This is a genomic window from Actibacterium ureilyticum, assembly GCF_002285435.1.
In the GTDB taxonomy this organism is placed as follows: Bacteria; Pseudomonadota; Alphaproteobacteria; order Rhodobacterales; family Rhodobacteraceae; genus Actibacterium_C; species Actibacterium_C ureilyticum.
In genome coordinates, this window is record NZ_NSBT01000020.1 from 91,800 (window position 1) to 118,703 (window position 26,904).

22 protein-coding genes and 2 pseudogenes are annotated in these 26,904 nt (G+C 63.4%); 9 read left to right on the plus strand and 15 right to left on the minus strand.

Going from position 1 to position 26,904, the window contains the following annotated elements:
• Window positions 1-17 precede the first annotated feature (17 nt).
• Both CLM60_RS20625 and CLM60_RS05155 read right to left on the minus strand, forming a co-directional pair.
• On the minus strand, window positions 18-554 hold the full coding sequence (locus CLM60_RS20625; RefSeq protein ID WP_141246465.1) for a hypothetical protein: 537 nt from the start codon (window positions 552-554) through the stop codon (window positions 18-20).
• A gap of 218 nt (window positions 555-772) precedes the next feature.
• A complete protein-coding gene (locus CLM60_RS05155) occupies window positions 773-2,023 on the minus strand; it encodes an O-antigen ligase family protein (protein WP_176473792.1) in 1,251 nt (416 codons plus the stop codon).
• A gap of 150 nt (window positions 2,024-2,173) precedes the next feature.
• Between CLM60_RS05155 and CLM60_RS05160 the strand changes: the two genes are divergently transcribed.
• From CLM60_RS05160 to CLM60_RS05170, 3 genes are all read left to right on the plus strand, one after another.
• Window positions 2,174-2,935 carry a hypothetical protein gene (locus tag CLM60_RS05160; protein ID WP_095588103.1) on the plus strand — a complete coding sequence of 254 codons (762 nt, stop codon included), beginning with the start codon at window positions 2,174-2,176 and terminating at the stop codon, window positions 2,933-2,935.
• 21 nt (window positions 2,936-2,956) lie between these two features.
• Entirely contained in the window at window positions 2,957-4,483 is a 1,527-nt protein-coding gene (locus CLM60_RS05165) for an FAD-dependent oxidoreductase (protein WP_095588104.1), read from the plus strand.
• Window positions 4,484-4,652: 169 nt separating this feature from the next.
• Complete coding sequence (locus CLM60_RS05170) at window positions 4,653-5,816, plus strand: NAD-dependent epimerase/dehydratase family protein (RefSeq protein ID WP_281256664.1); 1,164 nt, start codon at window positions 4,653-4,655, stop codon at window positions 5,814-5,816.
• An 18-nt stretch (window positions 5,817-5,834) separates the two neighbouring features.
• On the opposite strand, the gene CLM60_RS05175 is transcribed toward CLM60_RS05170, so the two are convergent.
• The 3 genes from CLM60_RS05175 to CLM60_RS05185 form a co-directional block, all read right to left on the minus strand.
• Window positions 5,835-6,995 (minus strand): glycosyltransferase family protein, encoded by a 1,161-nt coding sequence (locus tag CLM60_RS05175; protein ID WP_176473793.1) that lies wholly within the window; start codon window positions 6,993-6,995, stop codon window positions 5,835-5,837.
• A 130-nt stretch (window positions 6,996-7,125) separates the two neighbouring features.
• Entirely contained in the window at window positions 7,126-11,511 is a 4,386-nt protein-coding gene (locus CLM60_RS05180) for a family 16 glycosylhydrolase (RefSeq protein WP_095588107.1), read from the minus strand.
• Window positions 11,512-11,757: 246 nt separating this feature from the next.
• Entirely contained in the window at window positions 11,758-13,176 is a 1,419-nt protein-coding gene (locus CLM60_RS05185; RefSeq protein WP_176473795.1) for an oligosaccharide flippase family protein, read from the minus strand.
• A 282-nt stretch (window positions 13,177-13,458) separates the two neighbouring features.
• On the opposite strand from CLM60_RS05185, the gene CLM60_RS05190 reads away from it, so the two are divergent.
• Entirely contained in the window at window positions 13,459-14,163 is a 705-nt protein-coding gene (locus CLM60_RS05190) for a class I SAM-dependent methyltransferase (protein ID WP_095588109.1), read from the plus strand.
• Window positions 14,164-15,327, plus strand: a complete 1,164-nt coding sequence (locus CLM60_RS05195) for a glycosyltransferase family 4 protein (protein WP_095588110.1) — start codon at window positions 14,164-14,166, stop codon at window positions 15,325-15,327.
• Between the two features lie 9 nt (window positions 15,328-15,336).
• On the opposite strand, the gene CLM60_RS05200 is transcribed toward CLM60_RS05195, so the two are convergent.
• From CLM60_RS05200 to CLM60_RS05215, 4 genes are all read right to left on the minus strand, one after another.
• Complete coding sequence (locus tag CLM60_RS05200) at window positions 15,337-16,257, minus strand: sulfotransferase family protein (RefSeq protein WP_245848233.1); 921 nt, start codon at window positions 16,255-16,257, stop codon at window positions 15,337-15,339.
• A gap of 69 nt (window positions 16,258-16,326) precedes the next feature.
• Window positions 16,327-17,478, minus strand: coding sequence for a glycosyltransferase family protein (locus CLM60_RS05205; protein WP_095588111.1), 1,152 nt, complete (start codon window positions 17,476-17,478; stop codon window positions 16,327-16,329).
• Window positions 17,479-17,482: 4 nt separating this feature from the next.
• Window positions 17,483-18,460 carry a glycosyltransferase family 2 protein gene (locus tag CLM60_RS05210; protein ID WP_095588112.1) on the minus strand — a complete coding sequence of 326 codons (978 nt, stop codon included), beginning with the start codon at window positions 18,458-18,460 and terminating at the stop codon, window positions 17,483-17,485.
• A 1-nt stretch (window position 18,461) separates the two neighbouring features.
• Complete coding sequence (locus CLM60_RS05215) at window positions 18,462-19,271, minus strand: family 16 glycosylhydrolase (protein ID WP_245848236.1); 810 nt, start codon at window positions 19,269-19,271, stop codon at window positions 18,462-18,464.
• Between the two features lie 60 nt (window positions 19,272-19,331).
• On the opposite strand from CLM60_RS05215, the gene CLM60_RS05220 reads away from it, so the two are divergent.
• Entirely contained in the window at window positions 19,332-20,273 is a 942-nt protein-coding gene (locus CLM60_RS05220) for a glycosyltransferase family 2 protein (RefSeq protein WP_095588114.1), read from the plus strand.
• A 193-nt stretch (window positions 20,274-20,466) separates the two neighbouring features.
• On the plus strand, window positions 20,467-21,201 hold the full coding sequence (locus tag CLM60_RS05225) for a sugar transferase (protein WP_176473797.1): 735 nt from the start codon (window positions 20,467-20,469) through the stop codon (window positions 21,199-21,201).
• A 22-nt stretch (window positions 21,202-21,223) separates the two neighbouring features.
• Here CLM60_RS05225 and CLM60_RS05230 read toward each other — a convergent pair whose 3' ends face one another.
• Window positions 21,224-21,475: a hypothetical protein gene (locus CLM60_RS05230; RefSeq protein WP_095588116.1), complete on the minus strand. Its 252-nt coding sequence runs from the start codon at window positions 21,473-21,475 to the stop codon at window positions 21,224-21,226.
• 670 nt (window positions 21,476-22,145) lie between these two features.
• On the opposite strand from CLM60_RS05230, the pseudogene CLM60_RS21395 reads away from it, so the two are divergent.
• Window positions 22,146-22,361: pseudogene (locus CLM60_RS21395) on the plus strand (hypothetical protein); the annotation flags it as partial.
• Between the two features lie 81 nt (window positions 22,362-22,442).
• A pseudogene (locus CLM60_RS21400) lies at window positions 22,443-22,628 on the plus strand (DapH/DapD/GlmU-related protein); the annotation flags it as partial.
• Here the strand turns inward: CLM60_RS21400 and CLM60_RS05240 are convergent.
• From CLM60_RS05240 to rfbC, 5 genes are all read right to left on the minus strand, one after another.
• Complete coding sequence (locus CLM60_RS05240) at window positions 22,625-23,497, minus strand: hypothetical protein (protein WP_095588118.1); 873 nt, start codon at window positions 23,495-23,497, stop codon at window positions 22,625-22,627. The pseudogene CLM60_RS21400 and the gene CLM60_RS05240 overlap by 4 nt on opposite strands.
• A gap of 64 nt (window positions 23,498-23,561) precedes the next feature.
• On the minus strand, window positions 23,562-24,437 hold the full coding sequence (rfbA, locus tag CLM60_RS05245; RefSeq protein WP_095588119.1) for a glucose-1-phosphate thymidylyltransferase RfbA: 876 nt from the start codon (window positions 24,435-24,437) through the stop codon (window positions 23,562-23,564).
• Complete coding sequence (gene rfbD / locus CLM60_RS05250; RefSeq protein ID WP_095588120.1) at window positions 24,434-25,288, minus strand: dTDP-4-dehydrorhamnose reductase; 855 nt, start codon at window positions 25,286-25,288, stop codon at window positions 24,434-24,436. Before rfbD ends, rfbA begins: the two co-directional genes overlap by 4 nt.
• Complete coding sequence (rfbB, locus tag CLM60_RS05255; protein ID WP_095588121.1) at window positions 25,285-26,322, minus strand: dTDP-glucose 4,6-dehydratase; 1,038 nt, start codon at window positions 26,320-26,322, stop codon at window positions 25,285-25,287. Before rfbB ends, rfbD begins: the two co-directional genes overlap by 4 nt.
• A complete protein-coding gene (rfbC, locus tag CLM60_RS05260; protein WP_095588122.1) occupies window positions 26,319-26,879 on the minus strand; it encodes a dTDP-4-dehydrorhamnose 3,5-epimerase in 561 nt (186 codons plus the stop codon). The genes rfbB and rfbC overlap by 4 nt, the downstream gene beginning before the upstream one ends.
• Between the last annotated feature and the right edge of the window lie 25 nt (window positions 26,880-26,904).

Here is a 26,904-nt window from a genome sequence, read left to right on the forward strand (position 1 = left end):
TCGGCCGTCATCATCGGTCAGACATGTTGACCGCACAGGGTGTCCATATCCCTGGCGGAACGTGTCCGGTGGTGTCTGTAACTCGTCATGAAAGGCGATCTGCTCGAACAGAGAGGCGCGCCTGAACTATCGTACCGGGGTGCAAATCCAGTGGATCCGCGTTTGTTGTTTTCGTTCTCACTCGTCGTTTCGGGCCGGATATTGTCGCCCGCAATGTCAAAATCCTCCGAATGCGCGATTGGCCGGGCATTTTGTCCCTGACCGTTACCGATCACGCCTGAAACATTCTGACATCTTTTTGTTAACGGCGCTTTGAAACGGACAAAACGCAAATGGTTAACTTTTACAAAAATCGGCAGGAAAGAGCCGAGTCCCGCATCCCTGCGTGCAGCTTCCCGCTCAATGACGAAGAAGTCAGCATCGTGGTGCTGGAAATCAGGGCATGCTTTTGTTGCGCTGCAGCAAAGCTGTGCAGATGCCGCGATTTTGCGGCGGCTGCGCGATTCTGCGTTGCAGAAACGCTGTAGGGGCAGAGCAGATCCAAGCATTTTCAAGGCACTAACAGTCCAAGTATTTCTCTCCACCCCGCCATTGACTGTCGGTTTCATTCGGGGCGAAAGAATGGCTGACTCGTGGTTCGAATCCGCTTTGTGGCCTGTTTGACCGGAAATCCGGACATGAAATTGCCTTGATTCCGCGAAATCGCGGTAAATTTCCCGTAAAAGGCGAACAATTCAAAAGAGAGCAGCGGATTTGTCCATTGCGCAGGGAATCAGTTGCGCGAATCTGACCGCAGCCGGGTGATGGCGCAAAGCGCGCCAATCCAGAACAGCATATGGAACAGGACGAATGGCCGATAGAAATCGGATTCGGTAAATGTCCGGACCATCACCGCAAGGCTCTGGGTGAAGAAAAAGACATGCGGCAGCCCTCCCAGAACGAACACCCCGCGCAGGATCCAGCCCATTGCCCAAAGCATTGAAAACACGGCCAAGCTCAATCCGACCAATCCTTGGTGTACTGCAATTTCAAAATAGCTGTTGTGAAAGTTGAAAGTGTTGCCAGGGCTTTTGTGGTATTCTTCGTAAATACGTCGAACCAGGGGGGACTCGGAGTATCTCCAGAACCCGTGTGCGCCGACACCCAGCAGGGGGCGATCCTCAATTTCTTGCCGGGCATAGTCCCACAACACCGTGCGCCCGGTCAGGGTGGTGTCCTTGTTGAAGGCGCGCAGCACCTGTTCGACCGGGTTTTCCTGATAGGTGGGCAGGATCATCGCGCCCGCCATGGTAACCATCCCCAGCAAAGCAAAGGCGGCGGCAAGTCGCTGCGGTTCCAGAAAATGCCCGCGCAACAGCAGCGCGCCAAAGAAATTCAGGCTACCCGTTGCCAGGCATAGAAGCATGGCGGTGGCCGATTGGCTGCGCAGGACCATGAAAAAGGCACAGATCGCCAGAAAAAGGGCGGCACTCCGCACCCGAAGCAGGCAGCGTCGATCGAGCAGCACTGCGGTGGATACGGTCCAGAGGATGGCCATGGAAATGCCCATCGGGTTTTTCTGCGGAAACAAGCCAATACGCGTGTTTTCGGTCGCAAGAAGGTAGTACAAGTTGATCAGCCCGACAAAGCCCGTTGCGACCAGCACGGCCAGGATGATCTGGCGCGGGGTCAGCCGTGTGGCCACCAGAAAGCAGATCATCATCGTCAGCGTCAGATAGATCGCGTGTTTCAGCACCGCCGCCGGATCGACGGCCCAGAGCATCGACGTGAAGCACCACAACGGAAACAGAAACAATGGCCAGCCCCGCAGGAAAAGCGGCGCGAGCTTCACCCGGTCGCGAAAGATCGCCACCGCGAAATACAGCGCCAGCGGATACAGGATCAGCTGATCGCCCGGGAATTGCACGAAGGTCACGCCGACCCACATCGCGAACAGGATGAATTCGCGCATGATGGGCGTGATCGTCAATCGCAGATCTTGATCCGGTCGACGGGCAATATGGATATCGCTCGTGCTGCTCATCGCTTGTTCCATCTGCCCCATGGCAGGATATCAAAACCTTAAATGACCTCAAACTGCATCACACGGGTTTTCTTTCCCGATGTGACCCTGCGCGCCGTCGCAATTCGATAATGCCCCGTATATAGAGGCCTCATTAGCAGGAGACCAGCCATGACCGAGCCGGTTCTGATCGATGGCCATGTACATATTTATCCCGATTTCGATCTTTCGACCTTTCTGGACGCCGCATCGCGGAACTTCCCCGGGCGGCGGGGTTGCCTTCTTCTGACGGAAACGGCGCGCGACCATGCGTTTGCCGCGTTGCGCGACGCGCAGGGGCTGCCGGCGGGCTGGCAGGTGCAGACCTTTGCCGACGATCCGGCGGCGCTGTGCCTGCGGGGGAAGGATGCGGTGCTGTGGGTGATCGCCGGGTATCAACTGGTGTCGGCCGAGGGGATCGAGGTTCTGACCGTCTGCACCACGGATCGGTGGCCCGATGGCCTGACGCTGGACGAGATCATGGCCCGGCTGGCCGAGGCGGGGCGACCGGCGATCCTGCCGTGGGGTGTGGGCAAATGGATCGGGCGGCGGGGACAGATCCTGGCCGACCTGCTGGACCGGGGCGTGCCGCCGGGCGTGCATCTGGGCGACAATGCGGGCCGCCCGGGTTTCTGGCACGAGCCGCCGCTGTTTGCGCGCGCGCGCGCGGCGGGGCTGGCGGTGTTGCCGGGCAGCGACCCATTGCCGGTGCCGGGCGGCGACCGCGATCCGGGGCGGTTCGGTTTCACGCTGAGCGGTGCGATCAGCGACAGTGCCCCGGCACAGGATATCGCCGCGCGTCTGGTCGGCCTGACCGCGCAGCCCGCGATGTTCGGGACGCGCACCGGCAGCCTGTCCTTTCTGCGCCAGCAGATACAGCTCCGGATGAAGTGAACAGCGGCAAGGGGCAGGCGGATGAAGCGGGCAACACTGAGCGAGCTGTCGCAGAAGCCTTATGACCTTCTGGTCGTGGGCGGGGGCATCTATGGCGTGATGGCGGCGCGGGATGCAGCGCTGCGCGGATTGCGCACGGCCATTGTCGATGGCGGCGATTGGGGCGGTCAGACCTCGTACAACTCGCTGAAGCTGATGCATGGCGGTATCCGCTATGTACAGCATCTGGATTTCGCGCGGCTGCGTGCCTCGGCGCGCGAACGGGCGTTCTGGCAGCGTGCCGGTGCGGATGTGGTCACGCCGCTGGACTTTGCGATTCCGATGCAGGGCTATGGCATCAAGGGGCCGATTGCTTTTGGTATCGCGGCGCAGCTGTATAATCTGGCCTCGGCCGGATTGCGGGGGCCGCATTACGGGCTGGCCCATGCGGTCGGCCCGCGAAAGGCGCGCGCACTGATGCAGGATCTGGCCCCGGCGGACCTGACCGGCGGGGGCGTCTGGCGTGACGGTCAGATCCAGGATGGCAATCGGCTGCTTCTGGCAGCGTTGCGCGCCGCGACCGATGCGGGGGCCGACGCGGCCAACCATGTCCTGGCCGAGGAACCGATCCTGCATCAGGGGCGGGTGATCGGCGCGCGGCTGAGCGACCGGATCAGCGGCGGCACGGCCGAGGTTCGGGCAAAGGTGACGTTGTCCTGCACCGGTGGCGCGGCGGCGGGGTTCGCGGCGCATGTGCTGCCCGATGGCGCGGCGCAGCAGGTGTTCCCGAAATTCGCGCGGGCGATGAACCTGGTGATCGACCGAAAGCTTTGCGCGCGTGGCATTGGCATCATCAGCCGCAGCCGGTCGGACGCGGTGGTCGACCGGGGCGGGCGGATGTATTTCCTGACCCCCTGGCAGGGACGCACGATCATCGGCACGCATGAATCCCCTTATGTGCCCGGCACGGATGGGCATATGCCCGATCCGGCGCAGGTGCAGGCGTTCCTGGACGAGATCAATTTCGCGGCGCCGTCACTGAACCTTGGTCCAGAGGATGTCGCATTCTGCTACAGCGGGCTGATCCCGGCCGATATCGACGACGCGGCCAAGGCGGTGCAGCGGCAGACGCGCGGCACGTTGATCGACCATGCCCGTCATGGCGGCCCCGCCGGGCTGATCAGCTCGGTCGGTGTCAAATACACGACCGCACGGCTGATCGCCGAACGCGCGGTCGATCTGGCAATGCAGCAACTGGACCGCCCCGCCGTTGCCAGCCAAAGCTTCGACGCGGCGTTGCCCATCGGCGCGCCCGGCTATGACCCCGACCAGCCCGCCGCGCCGCAGGTCGCACGGGCCGTCACGGATGACATGGCCTGCACGTTGGAGGATCTGCTGTTCCGCCGCAGCCTGCTGGCCGAGCGCGGATTGCTGCGCGGAACAGAGGGCAGGGCGCGCATCGACGCGGCGGCCAGCGCCATGGCGCACTGCCTGTCCTGGGACGAAACGGCGCGGGAATCGCAGGTTCAGGGGGTTCTGCGCACACTCCGTCAGCACAAATATGAATAATGTGTTATTATCCCTGTGAGTAACGCCCATTCGGCGGAATTTCGCTTGCCAGGTCAATGTCGGCTGGCGAATACTCTGTCCCGGGGGCGCGGGTGTGTTTGCGTGTTAACGAGTTTTAAGCGGGATTGAAGAGATAGATAAAATCAAGACGCAGGCCAGAATTGTCGTCCTGGGGGGTGACGGTTTCTGTGGTTGGCCAACGGCACTTCATCTGTCACGCGCAGGCCACAGCGTGACAATCATAGACAACCTGTCGCGGCGCGGTATCGATGCTTCGCTGGGCACACGGTCGCTGACCGCGATCACACCGCTGGATGAACGCGTGTCCGTCTGGCAGGACCTGACCGGGCACCGCATCGGTGTGCATCTTCTGGATCTGGCGCGGGACTTCGACAAGCTGTGCGCGGTGCTGGACGAGATCCGCCCAGACGCCATCGTCCATTTCGGCGAACAGCGCTCGGCCCCGTATTCGATGATGTCGGCGGCGGCGCGCTGTTACACGGTGACCAACAACATCAGCGCGACACATAATGTGCTGGCCGCGATGGTGCATCTTGGGCTGGACGCGCATCTGGTGCATCTGGGATCGATCGGCGTCTATGGCTATTCCAGCGCCGGGATGCAGCTGCCCGAAGGGTATGTCCGCGCGACGCTGCACGACGGGCTGGGCCATGATGCGGACCGAGAGATCCTGTATCCGGGGCGGCCGGATTCGGTCTATCACATGTCCAAGGCGCAGGATCAGCTGCTGTTCGCATTCTATGCCCAGCAAGAGAGCATCCGGATCACCGACCTGCATCAGGGCATCGTCTGGGGCACCCAGACACCTGATACGGCGCTGGACCCGCGGCTGGTGAACCGGTTCGATTACGACACGATCTATGGCACCGTGGTGAACCGCTTTCTGGTGCAGGCCTCGGTCGGGCATCCCCTGACCGTCTATGGCACGGGCGAGCAGACGCGCGCCTATATCCATCTGTGCGACACGGTCCGGTGTATCGAGACCGCGATCCAGACCCCGCCGCCGCGTGGCGCGCGTGTGCGGATCATCAACCAGATCGCCGAAACCAAAAGCGTCGCGGATCTGGCCGGTCAGGTTGCCGGGCTGACCGGGGGGCGGGTGGTGTTTCTGGACAACCCGCGCAAGGAACCGGTCCGCAACGAGTTCGAGGTCGACCATTCCACGCTGGGGCGGTTGGGGGTCGAAACGGCGACCTTCGATACCAAGCTGGCTGGCGAATACGAGCTGATCCAGGCCTGTGACAAGGATCGTCTGATCACCTGTCACCTGTCCCCGGAACGCAGCAGCACCGAACGGTCCGTCGTCGCCTGAGGCAATGGCTGATCCGGTCTAAAGCGACCGGATCAGATCCAGCAGCGCGCGGGTGTCGCTGCCGTCTTCCAGAAACAGCGCGTTCCTGTTTTCCTCGATCCGGGCGCGTTCGGCGACGTAATCGTCCCAGTCGAGCGTTTCCAGAAAGTCGCAGATCGGGTCGGCCACCGGGCTGGGAAATGCGTGCCCGATGCCCGCCCGTTGCAGCCAGCGATCCATTTCCCAGCCTTCCACGGCCAGCGGCACCGCGCCATAGAACCCGCCCTGATACATCCGGCAGGCCAGCAGCAGGGGCGAGTTTCCGAATTCGTCCAGATAATCGATGCACCACGAAAAATGCACGCGGCCATACATCTGTTCCAGATCGTCGGGGATCGTGTATTCGCCGTCATAGACCCAGTTGGGGTGGCGGTTCACGATCTCCATATACGCGTCCAGCCCGGTTTCGGTCGGATAGCCGCGTGTATAGATCTCGACCTTGTCGCCCAGCCGTTCGGCGATCTGTTCCAGCAGCGCCATGCTTTTGGGGCAGCGCAGGGTACCGAACCAGCCGATCACCCAGCGGTCGCGGATGCCGTTCCAGACCTGCCCGGCCTCGGTCCGGGTGTCGGGACGGTCGCCCAGCTGGATCTTGTTTTCCAGCACGTAATGCGGCCCGTCATAGTTCTGGACCGGCTCGAAGTAACCGCGCATGAAGCCCGGCGACAGCGGCACAAGCAGATCAATCTGGTTCAGCGCCCGTGCCTCGAGCCAGCGGAAGATGCGCCCGGCCAGGGTCTGCTTGAAAAACACTTCCTGCACGTCCTCGACCTCATAGACCAGCTTGGCCTTGCTGCCGCTCAGCTTCTTGGCCAGCAGGCCCAGGAACACCAGATCCATGTTGCGGGCATAGATGAAATCCGCCTCGCGGAAATCCTTCTTGTGGCGCAGCAGGGTCCGCGCGGCCGACAGCAGCACCGGCAGGCGCGCGAAATAGTTCCGGTCGGTCGTCATGCCCAGATGGACATTGTCCCATTCCGGGGTATAGCCGGTGTTGAATTTCTGCCGCCGGAAGGTAAAGGCCTTGAGCGTTACCCCGGCCCGCAGGAACGAGCGGATGCGCAGGATCAGCGTGGGATTGGTGGCGTCTACGCCGATATAAATTCCCTTGAGCGGGCGAAGTTCATTCGTTTGCGACACGTCAGGCATCAAACAATCAATCAAAAACCGAGCCCCCGCACAGCTTGTCGCAGGATATCCGGTTCTGACCGTGCCGCAAGCGCAAACACCCCGCGCGGATCAGGTGCGCGGGGTGTTGATCATTCAGCGATCAGACGAAGATGAAATCGCTATAGGAAATGTCGGACAGCGCAATATCCTCGACCTCGGCCAGGGTCAGAACCCCCAGATCCGGGGTGTCGAGGGTCACGTTGACATCGCCCGATGCGGCGCTGAACGCGACGTGGCTTTCAGCCTCGGCCTGGGTCCAGCCGTAATGGGCGACGATGCCCGACAGGTCGATCAGGTCGCCTTCGGCCGACGAGAAGGAATTGATCGTGTCGGTTTCGCCATCCAGCCCGTCAACGCCGAAGACGAAGGTATCCGCCCCCGCGCTGCCGCGCAGATAGTCGGCACCGGCGCCGCCATCCAGAACGTCATCGCCATTGTCGCCGCGGATGAAGTCATCGCCATCACCGCCGAAGATCGTGTCATTGCCACCGTTGCCGATCAGGCGGTCATTGCCGCCCAGGCCATAGATGGTATAGGCGCCACCGCCGTCCTTCAGGGTGTCGGCGCCTTCGGTCCCGATCAGGGCGTCTTCGGGCGGAACCGCGCTGCTGTCCAGGGTCACGACCGTGCCCGCGACGGTGGCGGTGTTGCCCGTGCCATCGGTTGCGGTGACAGAGCTGGTGATCGCGCCATCGGCGAACACGCTGAAATCGAAGGACGCGCTGCCATCGGCGGTCAGTGTCCCGGATGTCAGGGTGGTGATCCCGTCGGTCACCGTGATCACGGCGGTCGCATCGGCATCGATCCCGCCGACGGTATAGACGACATTAGTCAGCTCTGTGCCGTCGACATAGTTGTCGGTCGCGGCCAGGGCCAGGTTGCCGTCCTCGTCCGCCGAGGTGTCGGGCGCGATGTCCAGCGTGATCGACGGGCCGCTGACGGTGGCGATGTTGCCTTCGCTGTCGGTCGCGGTGACCGATGTGGTGATCGGCCCATCGGCAAAGCCCGACAGATCGAACACCGCATTGCCATCGGCCGACAGGGACACGGTCAGCGAATTGCTGCCATCCGATACGGTCACATCCGCCGTCGCGTCGGCATCCAGCCCGGCCAGGGTGACCGTGACGCTGGTTTCCTCGCCCGGTTCGATCACCGTGTCGGGCGTGCTGAGCGCCATGTTGCCATCGTCATCGGCCGAACCCGCAGGTGTGGCCAGGATGGAATTGGCCGCCAGGAAATCCGCGGCCAGGATGCCATCGATGAAGATCAGGTTATAGGTGCCCTCGGGCGCGTTCAGATAGACCTTCAGCCCGTTCGACGAATCCGACAGGCTGATCTGGTTGGCCAGGTCGGTTTCCGACCAGCCGTAGAAGGCGGCGATTTCCGACAGGTCGATCTTGTCCCCCTCGGCGATCGAGAAGTCATAGATCCGGTCGCGATTGCCATCCAGCCCGTCGACGCCGAACTTGAAGATATCCGCGCCGCCATAGCCGTAAAGCCGGTCCTGCCCCGCCCCGCCATCCAGCAGGTCATTGCCCCCGGCGCCATAGATCCGGTCATCATCGCCCAGCCCGTAAATCTCGGTCGGGTTGTTGGTCTGCGCATAGATCGTGTCGCGGCCTTCGGTGCCATAGATCACGTCGCTGGAGGTCGGCGGCGGCGGCGGTGTGGTGGTATCCAGCGTCAGGTTCGGGCCCGCAACGGTCGCGGTGTTCGCCGCGCCATCGGTGGCGGTAACGGACGTGCTGAGCGTGCCGTCATTCAGCCCCGAGACATCGAAGCTGACACTGCCATCGGCGGTCAGCACGGCCGAGGTCAGCGTCGTGACCCCATCGGTGATCGACACTACGGCGGTCGCATCGGCATCGATCCCGGTGACGTTGATCACCACGTTGCCGGTTTCGGTCTCGTCGATCGACAGATCGGGCGCGGCCAGCGCCAGGTTGCCATCCTCGTCCGCCGAGCTGTCGGGCGCGATAGCCAGTGTCAGACCGGGGCCGTTGACGGTGCTGGTATGGCCGTTCACATCCGTCGCGGTGACCGAGGTGGCCAGCGGCCCGTCATTCAGGGTCGAGACATCGAATGTCGCCGTGCCATCGGCAGCCAGCGGCGCCGTCAGGGTCGTGACACCATCCGAAAGCGAAACGATTGCGGTCGCGTCCGCGTCCAGACCGGTCAGAACGACCTGAACGGCGGTCTCTTCGCCCGGCTCGATCAGGGTGTCGGGCACGGCCAGGGCCATGTTGCCATCCTCGTCCGCGCTGGGCGGGGGCGGCATCGACGACAGGCTCAGCTCCGGTCCGGGCAGGGTGATGGTTGCGCCTGCGGCATCGGTCGCGGTGATGCTGGTGCTGATCGCCCCGTCATTCAGGCCGCTCAGGTCGAAGGTGAACGTGCCGTCGCCGCTGATGTTCAGCGTCAGGTCGGTTGTCCCGTCGCTAAGCGTCAGGACGGCGGTTGCATCCGCGTCCAGCCCGCTGACCACCAGTTCGACAGCGGTCTGTTCGTTGATGTCGATGAACAGATCCGGCGCGGACAGCGACAGGTTCTGGTCGTCATCGGCGGTGTTCAGCGGGGTATAGATAATCTGCGCCGCGATATCGGCTGCCGTGACGCCGCGCACCTCCAGGAAGGTGACGTCGCCGGTCGGCGTGGCCAGGGTGAACTGAACGCCAAGCGGCGTGTCGGTCAGCGTCAGGGCCGCCTGAAGCTCGGCCACGGTCCAGCCGAAGGCCAACGCGATCTGGCCCAGATTGATCTTGTCGCCCTCGGCGACCGAGAAATCCGCGATCACGTCGGTCGTGCCGTCCAGCGCGGTCTGGGTATACAGGAACGTATCCGCCCCGGCGCCGCCCTCCAGCAGGTCGCGCCCGCCATTGCCGTCGATCATGTCATCCGCATCGCTGCCGATGATCCGGTCGCCAGCGGTGCTGCCGACGACGCTGTTCAGACCGGCGGGCAGGTATTCCTCGGTTCCGCCGATCGTGCCGCCGTCGAAGCCGATCTCGGCCTGCAGGAAGGCGTACATTTCCGACGCATAGAGGTTATAGGCGGAATCGTACCAGTGGATGCCATCGGGGCTGAGGCCCGTTTCATCGACCGGGTTTTCGAACAACAGCAGCGTCGGGTGGTCCTGTTGCCAGGCCTGCACGCGGGCGATGATCCCCTCGTTATAGGTGCCGTTGCCGGCATCGCCCGCCACCAGCTCGCCATTAACGACGCTGTAACCTTCGTTGATAAAGCTGGTATAGGTCGCGTTCAGATACGAGAAGTTCCACGGCGCCAGGGTCGAGATCACAAGGTATTTCTGATCGCTGTTGGGCTGTTCAAAGAACTGATCGACCGCCCGGCCCAGCTTGTTCATATAGGTGTTGAACCGGTTGGTGAACTTGCTTTCGCTGCCGCCGAAATCGTTCGTGCCCGCCATCAAAAGCATGATGTCGGGGGCATAGGCCGCCAGCGCGTCCGAGATATCCGCAGCCCCCGCCGTGCCGCTTCCGGTCATCTTGGTCAGGCTGATGCCGCCCACGGCCGCATGGTCGGTGTCCAGCTGGTCCGCCGGGCCGTTATTGGCGCTGCCGACATAGTCGATCCAGCCGCCATCGCTCAGGATCATCTGCAACAGATCGCCGCGATAGCCGTCCAGATCCTCGACCACCTGGTTGGGATCGGTCGTGTCGACATAGCCCACGGTCAGCGAGTCGCCCAGCGGCAGGATCTTGGCCGCCTTGGCATAGGTGCCTTCCTGCAGGTTGATGACCATCGCGTCCGACTGGTCCGAGAAATCCACCGCGCCGGTCTGGCCCACGGGGGCGGTCGGCTCGTTCGCCTCGAAGCTGACGGCGGAATAGACGGCCTCGGTATCCAGCGCCGGATCGGCGGCGCCATGCCAGTGGTCCAGCCGGTCGTCGCCCGTCCACAGGTTCATATAGACCTTCATGTCCTCGTCCGGGATCGGCAGCGGCGCGGTGTCCTCGCGCACCTCATAGATCAGGACGCCATCGACGAACCAGCGGATCGCGTCGGGCTGCCAGTCGATGCGGTAATCGTGCATCCCCGCGGCGGCGTCGAAGCCCAGGTCGATCTGAACGCTGCCATTGTCGCCCAGCTTTTCGTTGCCGTAATAGTAGTTGATGTTCACCTTGGTCGTGTCGTTGCCAAGGAATTCGAAATCGATCTCGTTGTGCTTGTCGGCGCCGAAGAATTCGCTGCTGAACAGGAAGAACGACGATACGGCACCAGAGCCCGCGGCGGCCTGCATCGTGACCTCGTACGAGCCATAGCCATAGAAATCATCGGACTGGATCTCGGCGCCGGTGAAGGGTTTGCCGTCCCGGTCGGCCCCATCGAGGTTCAGGGTCACTTCGCCCAGGGTGGGCACCACGTAATCGGCTTCCCAGGCGGTTTGGTTCCAGTTCGCGGCGACCGTGAAATCGGAAACGTACCAAAAATTTGTATCAAATGTGTCGAAATTGTCTTGAAACACGAAAACACCTCGCTCGTGCGTATAAGCGTTAAATGGGGAGGAGCCTCCCCGTTACCCTGATAATCAAGCGCGATGGCCTTCCCGGGTCCGCCGCGCTGCGTTTCAATTGCGTCGTGCCTCAATCTAATCAAAATTTCGACGCAATTGAAGTACTGACGCTTCAGAGGCCCGTAAAATTTGGGTTAATTTCGTTCTGGGCGAACAATTTTCTAACCTCTGGTTGATTGTTCATGCTGCGATGCAATTCTAGGTTCTGAAAAGCTTCAAATCTGTGCGCATGCGCTGCCAATTGATCGCTGCGCAACCGCCCCATCCGGCCAACAGCGCGCCGCCGGACAGCAGCAGCCGCTGCACCGTGCCAAGCGTCCACATGTGTTCGGCCAGCGCCAGCCCCGCCCAGGCCATCGCGCCGAAGAATGTGGGCAGAATCAGTGCGTTCAGCGCGGCGCGGCGGTCGAAGGGCGCGATGCGATTGACAAAGGACCACAGCCGCGGCGTGTAAAGCAGGGTGAAGATGGTGATCGCAAGGGCCGCGTATTCGATGCCAAAGGGGATCGCCACGGCCAGCGCAAGGGTCCGTAGGATCGCCCGCTCGGTCGCCATGCGCAGGCGCAGCGCGGTCTTGCCGACGGCCTGAAAGACGACCCCCGCCGATGCGATGCTCGCCTCGAGCGCGAAGCCCGGCGCGGCCAGTGCGAAGATCGTCGCGACCTCGGCCCAGCGATCCGACAGCGCCAGCGGAAAGAACCAGTGCCCCGAGGCCGCCAGCACCGCCATGCCGGGAATGATCATGAATGACAGGAACCGGATCGCCGCGACATATAATGCGCCGACGCGCGCGGGATCGCCCTGTGCCCGGGACATGCGCACATACGCCACCTGCGCCATCGGGCCCGACAGGCCGGTCTGCGGCAGGTTCAGGATGCGCTGGCTCATGGCGAACAGGCCCACCGGCGCGGCGCCCAGGAACAGCTTGATCAGGATCGGCGCCGCCTGACGCTGGCCGGTAAAGATGAACGAGACGCCGACATTGTCGCGGGCGAACTGGACGTGCTTTTTCAGGCCTTCGCTGGAAAACGCCAGGGCGGGGCGAAAGCCGCTGGCGACAAAGCCCGTCACCGACATCACGAAGGCCAGAACGATCTGCTGTCCGATCAGCGCCCAGGGGCCATAGCCCTCGACCGCCATCCAGATCGCGGTCACGATCCCCGAAGCCGCCGCCGCCGCGCGCGTGATCGCCAGGACCGGAAACCGGTCGTCGCGTTCCAGCTTGGCGTTGGGCACCGCCGCCACCGCGGAAAAGAACGGCACCACGGCCAGCGCCGCCACGAACCCGTGCAACTGCGGCAGATCGAAGATCCCAGCCCAAAGCGGCGCGATCCCCTGCAGCAGCACAAACAGCCCGGCGCCGACCCCGGTCAGCATCCAGAAGACCGAGCTCCATTCCAGGTGGTCGGCCTGTTCGGACCGGATCAGCGACCGCCCGAACCCGGCATCGGACAGGATCTGGCTGAAGATGACGATGGTCATCGCCAGGGCGACGGCGCCGAAATCTTCGACCGTCAGATAGCGCGCGATGATCGGCAGGGCCACAACCTGCGACAGCGCCAGAAACACCCGTGCCCCGGTCAGGGCGGCAACGCCGAAGACGAACTTCCTAGCCATGTCGGGGGGGCATCCCATGGGGCCGGTCAGGGCCGGTCGGGCCGGGCGCTTGCGGTTCTTGAAGGACAGTAATCACGACGTACCAGATAAATGTTGCAAATCGGCGAATGCCCGCATGACTATGCCCCTGTGACGGGTTGGGCGATGGCGTTTCCGCCCGCGGCTCCCGGCGCTGCGATCATGCGTCTTGAGGATTACCGGTAGGATTTGATAGGGGTACAGTCAATATATTTTGCAGTTGCAGCATGGTCCGCACGCGGGCGTTGATTGGATAAAACGGTTATGGAAGCTCAACCCGACATTGCCTCGTCGACAGATGATTACGCCCGGCGTTTTGCCGGTGCGACCGGCGCGTGGATGCTGGACGTGCAGCGCAAGGCGATTGCCGATCTGATGGCCCCCTGGCCCGATGCCAGCGTGCTGGATGTGGGCGGCGGTCATGCGCAGGTCACACCGCCGCTGATGGCCGCCGGGCACCAGGTCATGGCGCTGGTCAGCACCGATGGCGCGGGCGACCGTCTGCGCCGGTTGCAGCCCGACGCGAACCTGCTGGTGGGCGATATCAATACCCCGCCGCTGCCGGACCGCAGCGTCGATGTGGCCGTCGCCGTGCGCATGATGGCGCATGTGATCGACTGGCGCGCCTTTGTGGCGCAGCTGTGCCGGGTCGCCGACAAGGCGGTGATCATTGATTTCGCGGTGGATTCCGGCGCGAACGCGTTTTCCTCGGCGCTGTTTGCGCTGAAGAAGAAGTTCGAGGGGAACACCCGCGAATTCGCCTCGCAGGCGCGGGCCGATGTGGTGGCCTGTTTTGCCGAAAACGGCTTTGCGGTGGATGGCCAGATCGGCCAGTTCGTGGTGCCGATGGTGGTGCACCGCAAGCTGAAATCGCCAGGGATCTCGGGCGCGCTGGAGGGGCTGGCGCGGCCGCTTGCGCCGCGTTTCGGCAATCCCGTCATCCTGCGCGCCACAAGGCAGGAGGGGTAGATGCGGATCCTTGTCCTGGCGCCCCAGCCGTTCTTCATCCAGCGTGGCACGCCCATCGCGGTGCGCGCGCTGCTGCAAAGCCTGTCCGATCAGGGCAACCTGTGCGACGCGATCGTCTATCCCGAGGGCGAGGATATCCAGATCGACAATGTCCGCCTGATTCGCGTGCCTGCGCTGCCGGGGCTGTCGAATATGGGACCGGGGTTTTCGCTGAAAAAGGTTCTGGCCGATGCGGTGATGTTGCCGATGGCGGCGCGGCGGCTGTGGAAAAAGGACTATGACCTTGTCATCGCGGTTGAGGAGGCCGCGTTCATCGCGCTGGCGCTGAAGCCGTTCATTCGCGTGCCGTACATCTATGATGTCGACAGCTCGATCCCCGAACAGATGAACGACAAGTTCAAGCTGCCACGTTGGATCATGCGGCTGCTGGAGGGGGCCGAGGGCCGCGCCGCGCGTGGTTCCATCGCCGCGATCACCTGCTGCAAGGCGTTGCAGGATCTGGTCGAGGGGTACGCCCCCAACCTGCCGGTGCAGACGCTTGAGGATGTGACGCTGGTCGATGACAGCCAACCGACCGAGGCACCGGCCGATTGCCAATTTGACGATCCGGTTCTGATGTATATCGGCAATCTGGAAAGCTATCAGGGGATCGACCTGCTGATCGAAGGGTTTGCGCGCGCGATTTCCGATGGCACGCCAGGGCATCTGGTGATCATCGGCGGATCGGACGCGCATGTGGCCGAATACCGCGCGATGGCCGACAAGCTGGGCGTAGCGGACCGTGTGTCGCTGCTGGGGCCGCGCCCCGTGGAACAGATCGGCCAGTACATGGCACAGGCGACCATCGTTTCGTCACCCCGGACCCAGGGGCGCAACACCCCGATGAAGGTCTATTCCTACCTCGATTCCGGGCGTCCGTTGCTGGCCACGCGGCTGCCCACGCATACCCAGGTTTTGGATGACGAGATTTCAATGCTGGTCGCGCCCGAGGCCGAGGATATGGCGCGCGGCATCCGGGCGCTGCTGGCCGATCCGGCGCTGCGGGACCGGCTGGCCGAAGCCGCGCGCATCCGTGTGCGCGAGGAATTCAGCCCCGAGGCGTATCACCGGAAATTCAGCGCCTTCATGCAGGATCGGGTCATTCCGATTATCCGCAATTACTGACCCGCGCGGTCAGTCCGTGTCATAGCCCAGCTTGGCCAGCATGGCGTGAAACTCTGGCCCTGCAGCGGTCAGATCGTCGGGTGACAGCCGGGATTTCCAGCGCCCGATCGAGCTGGCCGAGATCGGCTTGCGCACATTCTTGTGGTGGGCCAGCGCCTCGACATCGCCCATATGCCCGGCTTCGGCATTCAGCATGCCGGGGTCGAAATCCAGGCCCAGCCAGTCAAACAGCCGGGCAAACACGGTTTCCGGGTCGCTGACCAGCGCCTCGTAATCGACCCGGCGCAGGTCGCAGCGGGTTTCCGACAGCGCCAGACAGGCCTCGTTCGCGCGGGTCCAGCGGCGGGCGGCGTCGGCAAATGTGCTGTAGAGCCGTGCCTCGTGATAGGACAGCGCCGCATCGCGCCCGTCCCGGACCAGCCACAGGAATTGCGCATCGGAAAAGAACGCCGAAATCGCCGGCAGGTGAAAGGTGTTCCAGGGCGATTTCTCGCCCCAGCGCCGGGCGCCATAGCCGTGTTCCTGTGCCATGAAGCGGTAAAACCCGTCGATCACATGGCGCAGGGTCTGATCCTGTTTCGGCCAGGTCGCGGCGTCCCCGGCAAAGGTGTTCAGGTTTTCGATGCCGAACGTGCCGAAATGCGGGTGTTTCTCGAAATAGGCGCAGAACAGCCAGACCCGCTCGCGCCAGGGCAGGGTCGCGCTGCGCGTCCAGTTTTCGATGATCTCGCCCAGCACATAGGTTTCGGGCGGGATATAGATCTGCCCTGACGCCATCAGCGTCCGCCGCACCAGCGTGTTGCCCGACCGGCCCGACCCGATGATGAAAACCGGGCGTTCGCCGGTATGCGGCGCGCGGCCCCGGGACAGGCGGACCATGCCCTGGGTCAGGGCGGATTGGGCGCGTTTCTTGATGTCTGGCATGGCCATCTGCGGGACCTCAGCGGGTGATATGTGGGGAAGTGTGACGCATGATTCTGGCGCGAGTGGGACGAAGGTTCAGCCATCCGCGCCCTGGCTGCGCCGACGATAGAGCCCGGCCAGCTTGCGCAGCACGGTCAGGGGCGGTGCCTGTGGCGATTGGCGGCGGGTGATGCCCGTGTCGGATGTCAGCCGTTCCAGCCGCCCCGCGACGGATTGCTGGGCATACATGTCGCGGGCGCGGCTTTGGCCATGGGCGGCCATGGCCCGCGTCGCATCGGGATCGGCGCGCAGACGGGCCAGGGCATCGGGCACCTCCATCGCCGTGCAATATTGCGCGATATCGCCGAAGGTTGCGCGCAGCCGTGGCTCTAGCAGGCAGGGGCGCCCGCACAGCGCGGCCTCGGCAATTGTGCGCCCGAAGGCCTCGACCCAATTGGGATGATAGTGATAGGTGAAGACATCCAGCGAGTTCAGGAAATCCACCGGATCCTCGGCCCCGAATTCCAGGATCTCCCATCCAGACAGATCGGCGCCGCGCTGGCGCAGGTCATCCTGCGGACAGCCCAGAACGCGCACGGTTATATCGGGACCAGCGGGCAGGGCGGCGTTGATCTGTTCCGCCGTGGCGGGCCATTTCAGCCCATCCGCCCGGCCATGCCGCCCGATCACCAGCTTGGGTCCGGTCAGGATCGGGCGTTTGCTTTGCCAGGCATCGGTGTCAAAGACATTCGGCCAATCCTCGGTCGTCAGCCGGATCAGCGGCGCGAAGCTTTCCAGCTGGCTGCGGATCACGCCCGAAACCGGGGCGAACCAGGGCGACAGGCCCAGCGATTGCCGCACCCGGCGGGCGGTCATCACCGGATCGTATTCCAGCGAGCCATCGGCGCGGAACGGCGTGTGATGGGCCACGACCACGCTGCGGTCGGCGGTCAGGTTCGCGCGCTCCTCGATCCCGCGAAAGAAGACCAGCGGATGGTGCAGGAACGCCACCGGCGCCCGCGCCGACACGCCGTCGCGCAGGGCGGTCACACCGGGCAGATCCAGCAGCGCCAGCGCCTTTGGGTTGGCCGGGTCGCGGCTGTCATCCAGATAGGCCGAGCGCACGAAGAACAGCCCGACACGAGCCCCCATGCGCGAGAAGGCCTGCACATCATTGACCAGCGCGGCGGTCGTTCCCCCCGAGAACCGGCAATCGGCCACCACCAGAATGTCGAAATCCTGCGACACGCGCCTAGCCCCGCTTCAGCCGTCTGGCCCCGCGCAGCCAGACCTGTTCGGCCAGCCGCCCGATCAGGTCCAGGATCACGGCGGGCGGAGCGGCGAAACAGGACAGAGCCGCGCCGGGATCGCGCGCCTTGACCGCGTCGATCAGCCGGCGCCAGGCCCATTTCTTGCGCTCTTCGATCAGATGCGCGCGCAGGGCGGCGCGGGTGGCGCTGTCGGCCTCGGGCATGTCCAGCATGCGCAGGTCGGCCTCGATCAACGCGCGATGCGCGTCCGTGGCGTGCTGACCGGACAAGGAACCGGGACGCACCACCGCGACATAGCCGCGGGGGTTGATCATGCGAAACCGCGCGCCCAGAATCAGCGCGCGGGCATACAGATCGTAATCCTCGCCCAGCCGCATATCGGCATAGGTCAATCGGTGCCGATCCAGAAAAGCGCGCCGCATCAGGGGTTTGACAAATCCCATCTCGCGCCGCCCACCATGGCTGGTGGACAGGTTGCCGCGTATGAAGGTTTCGGCATCGACCTTGAAGGGTTTGAAATCCTCGGCCGACCACAGCCGGGTGCGCGGGCCGGACAGGTCGTCTTCGGACACCTTGAACAGGTCGTCGGCCAGGAAATCCAGCCCCTCGGCCTCGGCAATCTCGACCAGCCGTTCCAGCCGTTCGGGGTCCATGAAGTCATCGGAATCCAGAACCGCGATCCAGGGGGCGTGGCTTTCGGCGATGGCGCGGTTGCGCGCGGTCGCCGGGCCCTGATTCTGGATTTGCCGCAACAGTGTGACGCGCCGGTCGCGCCGTGCGTGGCTGTCGGCCACGGCGGCGGTCGAATCCGGCGACGCATCGTCGACCACGATCACCTCGACCGGGATGGTCTGTGCCAGCGCGCTTTCGATGGCACGGTCCAGCGTCGACGCGGCCTTCCACGCGGCGATCACCACCGTGACGCGGGGCGCGGGATGGGCGGTCGAGGCGTCGTTCATCTTAGTATCCGTCAGAGCACTGGCGGTTGCTGCCACCGACGGGACGATAGGACATACAGTTGTATTTTGCCACGGCAACGGTGTCGTCGGGCGCGATGCCGGACCAGTTTTTCTGATCCTCGCCGCCGCCCCAGATGCTGATATAGACCCGGCCCGGCGTCACGGGCAGCGCGGTGTCCGCGGCGCTGATGCGCAGCAGCTCGCGCCCGTCGGCATACCAGACGATCTCATCCTCGAGCCATTCAAAGGCATAAAGATGCGGCGCCTCGGCGGCGTCGAACCCCAGTTCAAGCCATTGCCCCGGCAGCCGCTTGCCGCTGGCGAACCGCGTGACCCAGACCTTGGTGGTGTCGCGGCCCAGGAATTCAAAGTCGATCTCGTCATGGGGATCATTGAAATGCGCCCCGGTATAGGTGAAAAACGCGGAAATGACGCCCTCTCCCCTGGCGGCGGTCATCACGACCTCGTACCGGCCATAATGGGTCTTCTTCTTGCGCTGCAGCTCGGCCCCGGCGAAGTCCTTTTCGAACCCCGGCTTGGTCGGGTGCAGGCGAAGCACCATTTCGCCAGCCTCGTTGACCTCGATATTCTCGCGCCGCCAGTCGGTGCGGAAACTGGGCCGTTTGACGGTGAAATTCGAGGTGAACCAGTCCCCCGGTCGGAACCCGTCTTCTTCGGTGATGCCGGCAAACCAGATGAAGCCGGTATCGTTGTCCTGCGCCCGCACGGGGCCGATCCCGACAAGGATCGTCGCGGCACAGAAAAAGCTGGTGAAAAGTTTGGCGTAGTATGACAAAAAGCGCTGGGTCACGGTGCTACTCATTGATCTTCAACAAAAATTACTCTGACACGAAAGTTGTATGTATCTGACATGGTGGAAGCAACTGTTTTGATCGCCGCCTGGTGTGCCGAAGAGACACTGGCGGCCAGTGTGCAAAGCGCTTTGGCACAAACGGATGTTTCCGTGCAGGTTGTGATCGCTGACGATGCCTCGACCGATGGGACCGCGCGGGTGGCGGCGGCGCTGGCGGCGGCGGATTCGCGGGTGGTCGCGGTCAGCTTGCCGCGCAATGGCGGGCCGTCGGCGGCGCGCAATGCCGCGATGGATCTGGCAACGGGCGAATGGCTGGCGGTTCTGGATGCCGATGACCGGATGGCGCCGGGTCGTCTGCGCCACATGATCGACCTTGCCCGGGTGCAGAACGCCGACATCGTGTGTGACAATCTGCAGACCGTCGATGAAAGCGGCCAGCCGACCGCGCCGCACCCGTTCCTGCACGGGCCGGATTTCGAAACGGTGGGCGCGTGCGATCTGACGCGCTATCTGAGCTATAACCAGGCGACGCCGGGGCGGCCCAGCCTGGGGTATCTCAAGCCCTTGATCCGGCGCGATTTCGCACAGGCGCACGGGCTGCGCTATGACGAGGGGCTGCGCAATGGCGAGGATTTCCACCTGATCATCGCGGGTCTTGTGGCCGGCGCGGTCATGTGGATCACGCCAGAGGTCGGCTATTTCTATACGTCGCGCAGCGGGTCGGTGTCGAACCGCCTGAACCCCGAACACGCGCGCGCGCTGGCCGTGGCGGATGCCGCGTTTCTGCAGGCGCATGAGACACGGTTGACAAGCGACCAAAGGCGGCTTCTTCAGCGGCGTTCCGACCGGATCGCGGATCTGGCCACGGCCGAAATCGCCATCACAGCGTTGAAGCACAAACAATTCGGCGGCGTGGTTTCTGCACTTGCAAACAGGCCCCGCGCGATCCGCCGATTGGCGGGTCAATTGGCCGCAGCCCTGCGTTCACGCTTATTTTAAGGACTCGCTTACGCAACAATGTTGCGGTTTCGTCTTGATGGTTGCTAAATCGCATAAAGATCCGACGCTGCAGTTGCATTGTGCCGAAAATGTGGCAAAAAAGTGGGGTGGCTGGCTTGTTTCTTAAGAATCAGTTAGCGTAGAACACGGGTAAGGTTAGGAAGTCTGAGTTTAGAGTGTCGACGCAAATTTTATGGCGTCGATGGTTGTACAGGTGCTCTGGGGAAGGAGTGTTTTCATGTCTGATACGTCACACACCATTATCGGTGTTCGTGAGTCCAATTTTTCTGAGAAATCCGAAGCGTCGCACGCTGCCTTTACCAAGCGTGCCTTCGACATCGCGGTTGCTTCGTTCATGTTCGTTATGTTCTTGCCGCTGCTGGCTTTGGTTTCGGCGATTATCCTGATGTTCGACGGGCCCAGCGTGTTCTTCGCGCATGAGCGTGTCGGCCGGAACGGCAAGAAGTTCAAATGCCTGAAGTTCCGCACCATGGTGAAGAATGCCGATGTGGTGCTGCAGGAGATCCTGGAAAACGACAGCGACGCCCGTCGCGAATGGGAAATGCACCGCAAGCTGAAGAACGATCCGCGCATCGTTCCGGTGATCGGGAAGTTCCTGCGCAAGACCAGCCTGGATGAACTGCCGCAGATCATCAACGTGCTGCGTGGCGACATGAGCCTGGTGGGCCCGCGTCCGATCGTGGACGAGGAACTGGCCTTCTACGGTGCCGCCCGCAAGCTGTACCTGTCGGTGCGTCCGGGTCTGACCGGGCCATGGCAGATCGGCAATCGCTCGGACGAGACTTACGAGAACCGGGTGAAGCAGGATGTCGATTACATCGAGAACTGGTCGCTGAAGCGTGACCTGCAGATCGTTGCCAGCACCGCGGTGATGTTCCTGAAAGGGCGTGCGCCCGGCGCTTATTGATCCTGACGACCGGGGCCGCGGATCAGCGGTTCCGGTCTCCGGACGGTTGGATCACACCGAAGCCATTCCAAGCCTGCAATTCGAAAGTCGGCGCGCGATCCAGTTCCTGCATCTCGCCGATTTTCATCTTGGCCCAAAGCGCCAGGATTGCGACCGGGGCACCGACCAACCATGCGATGACGCACCATACCCAAAAAGACCCACCGATCATTGCATATCCCGCAAGCGACGCGACGAAGGTCGCCACATAAGCCAGTGATACGTCTTTGATCATCTATCGCAGCCTTTCAACCTTGGGTTTAGTTAAGCTTAGCGGCTTTGTACTTTAGCGCAAGCGTTTCCAAACGTACATTGCGAGTTTCGCTTTATAGCAATACTTCGCCAATGATTAACGACAGGTGAATGATTGCGTTCGAACATGGCGCAAATAAGGAGAATTTAGGTTGATTCGTCCTTGTGACGCTACGTCCGGCGCCAATTCCGCTGCGGTACGGGTTTTAAAAGATTTAACCGGCCCGCGACTCGTTCACCTTGGGTTTTCTGCGCAGGGTTGTGTGATTTGCGGCGCGCGGGCGCGTAATTTTCGGCGGCGGCTGGCCCGGGCGACTGTCGCGACGCACGCAGCCTTGCCATAAGATGCAGAGGGCCGGGATCGAAACCATGCGGGTGCAGCCATGACAGACCAACCTTCCAATCCTGACAAGGATCGCGTCGTCGACGCCCTGACCGGCGGGGGATCGGCGTTGCAGAAATATCAGACCTTCTTTGTCGGACGCGACGGATTGGGATCCCTCCTGCGATACGAGTTGGCGATGCTGCTGGCAGCGCCGGTGCCGGGGGCGTTGGGCTTTGCCCTGCGCAAGGCGCTGCTGCCGGGGCTGCTGGGCCGTGCCGGGCGGGGTTTGAACTTTGGGCGCAATATCTCGATGCGTTGTCCGGTGCGGATGCGGCTGGACGACCATGTGACGATTGACGACGGCTGCGGGCTGGATGCCCGTGGCGCGGCCAGCCCCGACGATTTCGTCATCGGCGCACGGACCCTGATCGCCCGCGACACGCTGTTGGTGGTGAAGCAGAACCACCTGCGGATCGGGGCGGATTGTTCCATCGGCAGCCAGTGCAATTTCTCGGCCGTGTCGGGTATCACACTGGGCGATCACTGTATCGTCGCGGGACAGTGCTATTTCGGGGGCGGGCGGTACAAGACCGCGCTGGGCGCCGGGCCGATGGTGTCGCAGGGCTTGGAAAGCAAGGGGCCTGTGGTCGTCGGCAATGACGTCTGGATCGGCGCCGGCGTGCGGGTGCTGGATGGCGTGACCATCGGCGACGGGGCCATTGTGGGGGCCGGGGCCGTGGTGACAGGCGACGTGGCCCCAAACGCCATCGTTGCGGGCGTGCCCGCGCGGCAGATCGCGATGCGCAGCTAGCGGATCGCCCCACGCCAAAGCGCCCAGAGCCACCACCCCGCCACGATCAGCAGCCCGACATAGCTGAGGTAATCGCGCAGGCCGGGTGGGTGTTCGTGATAGCTGGAGACCGCGATCTGGTCGGGGCTGGTGAACCGCCCGCGGACCGATACTGTGGCCGGTCCCGCAGGCAGCGTGCCGGACAGGCGCAATCGTTCCCCCGTCCAGGCGCTCAGGTGTTCGTCCGCTGCAAGCGTGTTCCGGTCGATTTCGATCAACTGTCCAGTCCGGGTTTCCGGATGGGCCAGCGTCCTGACGAAATGCAGATCGGCCCGCTCGACCGCTGGCATGAACCCAAGCGGCAGCGCCAGATAGGCCAGCAGCACCAGCGCCGCCGAACCCGGGCGCGCGGGGCGGGGCGCAGACACAGGCCGCTCGCGGATAAAGGCGCGGATGGCATAGACCGCGCCCAGACCCGAAAGCGCCCATGTCATCGCATCCTCGGGCCAGTACCAGCCCAGGTTCAGCAGGTGCCAGTCGAACGGCGCGAACAGGACCACGCCATTGGCCCATTTCGTTTGCGTGGCGTCCAGAAACAGGTGCAGCAACGCCCCAAGCGCCAGGATCTGGAACGTGCGCCAGGGCGCGCGCGACAGCAGCGCCAGCGACACAGCCAGAGCCAACGTGATGAACAGGCTGCTTTGCGCGATGGCATAGGCGCGGATGTCGATGGCCCAGGTGTCGGGCGTCACAGCCCGTGCCAGCCGCTGCCCGATCCAGGGCAGGTCGGGCAACACGCACCCGGCCCAGATCCATTTCAGATCCGCACCGCGCAACAGCCCGCGCGTGGCCAGGGCATTCACCCCCAGATGGGCCAGTGTGTTCGGCATGGTCCGCCCCCGTTCCCTGATCCGCATCCTATACCGACGGGCGGGCAGAGTCTCGGGGGCTGGCTTATTCGCGCAGCAATCCGGTCAGGTATTGGCCATAGCGGTTCTTGCGGAACAGCTCGGCCCGGGCGCGCAGCTGGTCGGCGTCGATCCAGCCCATTTCAAAGGCGATCTCTTCCGGGCAGCCCGATTGCATCCCTTGCCGGGTTTCCAGTGTGCGCACGAAATTGCCCGCATCCAGCAGGCTGGCATGGGTGCCGGTATCCAGCCAGGCAAAGCCGCGCCCCATGCGTTCGACCGACAGGCTGCCTTCGTGCAGGTACATCTCCAGAAGGGTCGTGATTTCCAGCTCGCCCCGTGCCGATGGCTGCACCTGGCGGGCACGCTCGGGCGCCTTGCCGTCCAGAAAGTACAGCCCCGTGACCGCATAGTTCGACGGCGGCACCTCGGGCTTTTCGATGATCGACGTAGCCTCGTTCCTGTCGTTGAAGGCAACCACGCCATAGCGTTCGGGATCGGCCACGTGATAGCCGAAGACCGTGCCGCCCTGAGGTTTCGCATCGGCGCGCTGCAACAGCACCGGCAGCCCGTGGCCGAAGAAGATGTTGTCGCCCAGCACCATCGCCGAGGGCGCGCCGTCCAGAAAATCCTCGGCCAGGATATAAGCCTGCGCCAGCCCGTCGGGCGAGGGCTGCACGATCCAGGTGAACTCGATCCCCCATTGCGTGCCATCCCCCAGCAGGCGCTGGAACTGGGACTGATCCTCGGGCGTGGTGATGATCGCGATCTCGCGGATGCCCGACAGCATCAGCACGGTGATCGGGTAATAGATCATCGGCTTGTCATAGATCGGCATCAGCTGCTTCGACACGCCCATGGTGATGGGGTAAAGCCGCGTGCCCGATCCGCCCGCCAGAATGATGCCCTTGCGTTCCGTCATGCCAGTTGATCCAGTTCTGTCAGTATCTCGGTCAGGCCGACACGCCAGTCGGGACGGGCGATGCCATAGTCGCGCAGCAGATCGTCGCAATCCATTCGCGAATTGGGCGGGCGCGTGGCCGGGGTGGGATAGGCCGATGTGGGAATGTCGGTCACGGCCACATCGCGGCCCGCCTGCGCAAAGATCTCGCGCGCGAAATCGGCCCAGCTGACATCGGGCGCGCCGGAAAAATGGTAAACCCCGCTGGGCCCGTCGCCCGAAATCATCTGTGCCGCCATCCGCAGCAGCGCATCGGCAATCGCGGCCGCCGGGGTGGGGCCGCCCACCTGGTCGGCGACCACGGTCAGCGCATCGCGGGTTTCCGACAGGCGCAGCATGGTCTTGACGAAATTGCTGCCATGGGCCGACACGACCCAGCTGGTCCGCAGGATCGCATGAGCCCCGCCCGCCGCGATGACGGCCTGTTCGCCGCTCAGCTTGCTGCGGCCATAGGCGCCCAGCGGTCCGGTGGGATCGCCCGGCTTCCAGGGCGCGCTGCCCTGACCGTCAAAGACGTAATCGGTCGACACGTGCAGGAACGGAATGTCCTGCGCGGCACAGGCGCGTGCCATCGCACCGGGGGCCGCGCCGTTGATGGTGGTGGCCAGCGCCTCTTCCTGCTCGGCGCGGTCGACGGCGGTATAGGCGGCGGCGTTGATCACCGCGGTCGGGTCATGCAGGCCGATCGCGGCGGCACAGGCGGCGGGGTCTGACAGGTCGGCCTCTGCCCGGCCCAGGAAACAGGCCTCGGGCGCAAGGCGTTGCAGTTCCTGCGCGACCTGGCCTGTCTTGCCAAAGACCAACAGGGTCATGCCACCCCCAGCCGTTTGCCGACCCCGTCGCGTTCCAGCAGCGGGCGCCACCAGGCTTCGTTCGCCAGATACCAGTCGACGGTTTTGCGCAGGCCTTCCTCGACCGTGACGGACGGGCGCCAGCCCAGTTCCTGCCGAATGCGCGTGGGGTCGATGGCATAGCGCTGGTCATGCCCCGGACGGTCGGTGACAAAGGTGATCTGATCGGCATAAGGCGCCGCGCCCGGCCGCAGGTCGTCCAGAATGGCGCAGATCGTGCGCACCAGGTCGATATTCTTCGCCTCGTTCTCGCCGCCGATATTATAGGTCCGCCCGATCTGGCCCTTTTCGACCACCGTCAGAAGCGCGTCGGCGTGATCCTCGACATACAGCCAGTCGCGAATGTTCGACCCGTCGCCATAGACCGGGATCGGCGCCCCGGCCAGCGCCTTGAGAATGACCACCGGGATCAGCTTTTCGGGGAAATGATAGGGGCCGTAATTGTTCGAACAGTTCGTCACCAGGATCGGCAGGCCATAGGTCTCGCCCCAGGCGCGGACCAGATGGTCGCTGGCGGCCTTGGACGCGGAATAGGGCGAGCGCGGATCATAGGGCGTGTCTTCGGTGAACATGCCGGTTTCGCCCAGGCTGCCATAAACCTCGTCGGTCGAGATATGGTGGAACCGGAACGTGTCGGGCTTGCCTTGGGCCGTCCAGTACGCGCGCGCGGCCTCCAGCATGTTATAGGTGCCGGTGACATTGGTTTCGATGAATGCGCCGGGCCCGTCGATGGACCGGTCCACATGGCTTTCGGCGGCCAGATGCATCACCAGATCGGGCTTGTGCGTGGCAAAGATCCGGTCCAGCGCGCCCCGGTCACGGATATCGGCATGTTCGAACGCATAATCGGGGCTGCCCGACACCGGCGCCACATTGTCCAGACAGGCGGCATAGGTCAGCGCATCGACATTCACCACCTGGCGCCCGCGCGTCACCGCCAGCCGCACCACGGCCGACCCGATAAAGCCCGCGCCGCCGGTCACAAGGATCTTCATGCCGTGCCCTCCCACTCAAAGGGGCTGTCGAAATCATCGAAGCTCTGGGCCTTGGCGTCCTTGTCGGACAGGATCACATCGCCCGCAGCGCCCCAATCGATGCCGCAACTGTCCCAGCGCACCGCGCCATCGCAGTCGGGGGCATAGTAATCGGTGCATTTGTAAACGATCTCGGTGTCCGGTTCGCGGGTGATGAACCCGTGCAGGAACCCGGCGGGGATCCAAAGCTGCTTGCCGTTTTCAAAGCTCAGCTCGATCCCGAACCATTGGCCATAGCTGGGCGAGCCCTTGCGCGCATCGACCGCCACGTCGAACAGCGCCCCGCGCCCGCAGCGCACCAGCTTGCCTTGGGCATGCGGCGGGGTCTGGAAGTGCAACCCGCGCACCGTGCCGACCTGAGACGACAGCGAATGGTTGTCCTGAACGAAATCGGCGTGGATGCCTGCGGCCTCCATCGCATTGCGGTTCCAGCTTTCCGAGAAAAACCCGCGATGGTCGCCGAAACGCTTGGGAATCAGGACCTTGAGATCCAGAAGCGGCGTGTCTTCTACTTGCAACGATCTCACCTCGCATTGCGCCCCT

Coding starts and splice junctions, on each gene's coding strand:
- CLM60_RS05155 (WP_176473792.1), bottom strand. CDS start 2,023: ATGAGCAGCACGAGCGATATCCATATTGCCCGTCGACCGGATCAAGAT.
- CLM60_RS05200 (WP_245848233.1), bottom strand. CDS start 16,257: ATGGCCATGCCAGACATCAAGAAACGCGCCCAATCCGCCCTGACCCAG.
- CLM60_RS05230 (WP_095588116.1), bottom strand. CDS start 21,475: ATGATCAAAGACGTATCACTGGCTTATGTGGCGACCTTCGTCGCGTCG.
- CLM60_RS05165 (WP_095588104.1), top strand. CDS start 2,957: ATGAAGCGGGCAACACTGAGCGAGCTGTCGCAGAAGCCTTATGACCTT.
- CLM60_RS05210 (WP_095588112.1), bottom strand. CDS start 18,460: ATGAACGACGCCTCGACCGCCCATCCCGCGCCCCGCGTCACGGTGGTG.
- CLM60_RS05225 (WP_176473797.1), top strand. CDS start 20,467: ATGGCGTCGATGGTTGTACAGGTGCTCTGGGGAAGGAGTGTTTTCATG.
- CLM60_RS05195 (WP_095588110.1), top strand. CDS start 14,164: ATGCGGATCCTTGTCCTGGCGCCCCAGCCGTTCTTCATCCAGCGTGGC.
- rfbB (WP_095588121.1), bottom strand. CDS start 26,322: ATGAAGATCCTTGTGACCGGCGGCGCGGGCTTTATCGGGTCGGCCGTG.
- CLM60_RS05185 (WP_176473795.1), bottom strand. CDS start 13,176: ATGGCTAGGAAGTTCGTCTTCGGCGTTGCCGCCCTGACCGGGGCACGG.
- rfbD (WP_095588120.1), bottom strand. CDS start 25,288: ATGACCCTGTTGGTCTTTGGCAAGACAGGCCAGGTCGCGCAGGAACTG.
- CLM60_RS05220 (WP_095588114.1), top strand. CDS start 19,332: ATGGTGGAAGCAACTGTTTTGATCGCCGCCTGGTGTGCCGAAGAGACA.
- CLM60_RS05190 (WP_095588109.1), top strand. CDS start 13,459: ATGGAAGCTCAACCCGACATTGCCTCGTCGACAGATGATTACGCCCGG.
- CLM60_RS05240 (WP_095588118.1), bottom strand. CDS start 23,497: ATGCCGAACACACTGGCCCATCTGGGGGTGAATGCCCTGGCCACGCGC.
- rfbA (WP_095588119.1), bottom strand. CDS start 24,437: ATGACGGAACGCAAGGGCATCATTCTGGCGGGCGGATCGGGCACGCGG.
- CLM60_RS05160 (WP_095588103.1), top strand. CDS start 2,174: ATGACCGAGCCGGTTCTGATCGATGGCCATGTACATATTTATCCCGAT.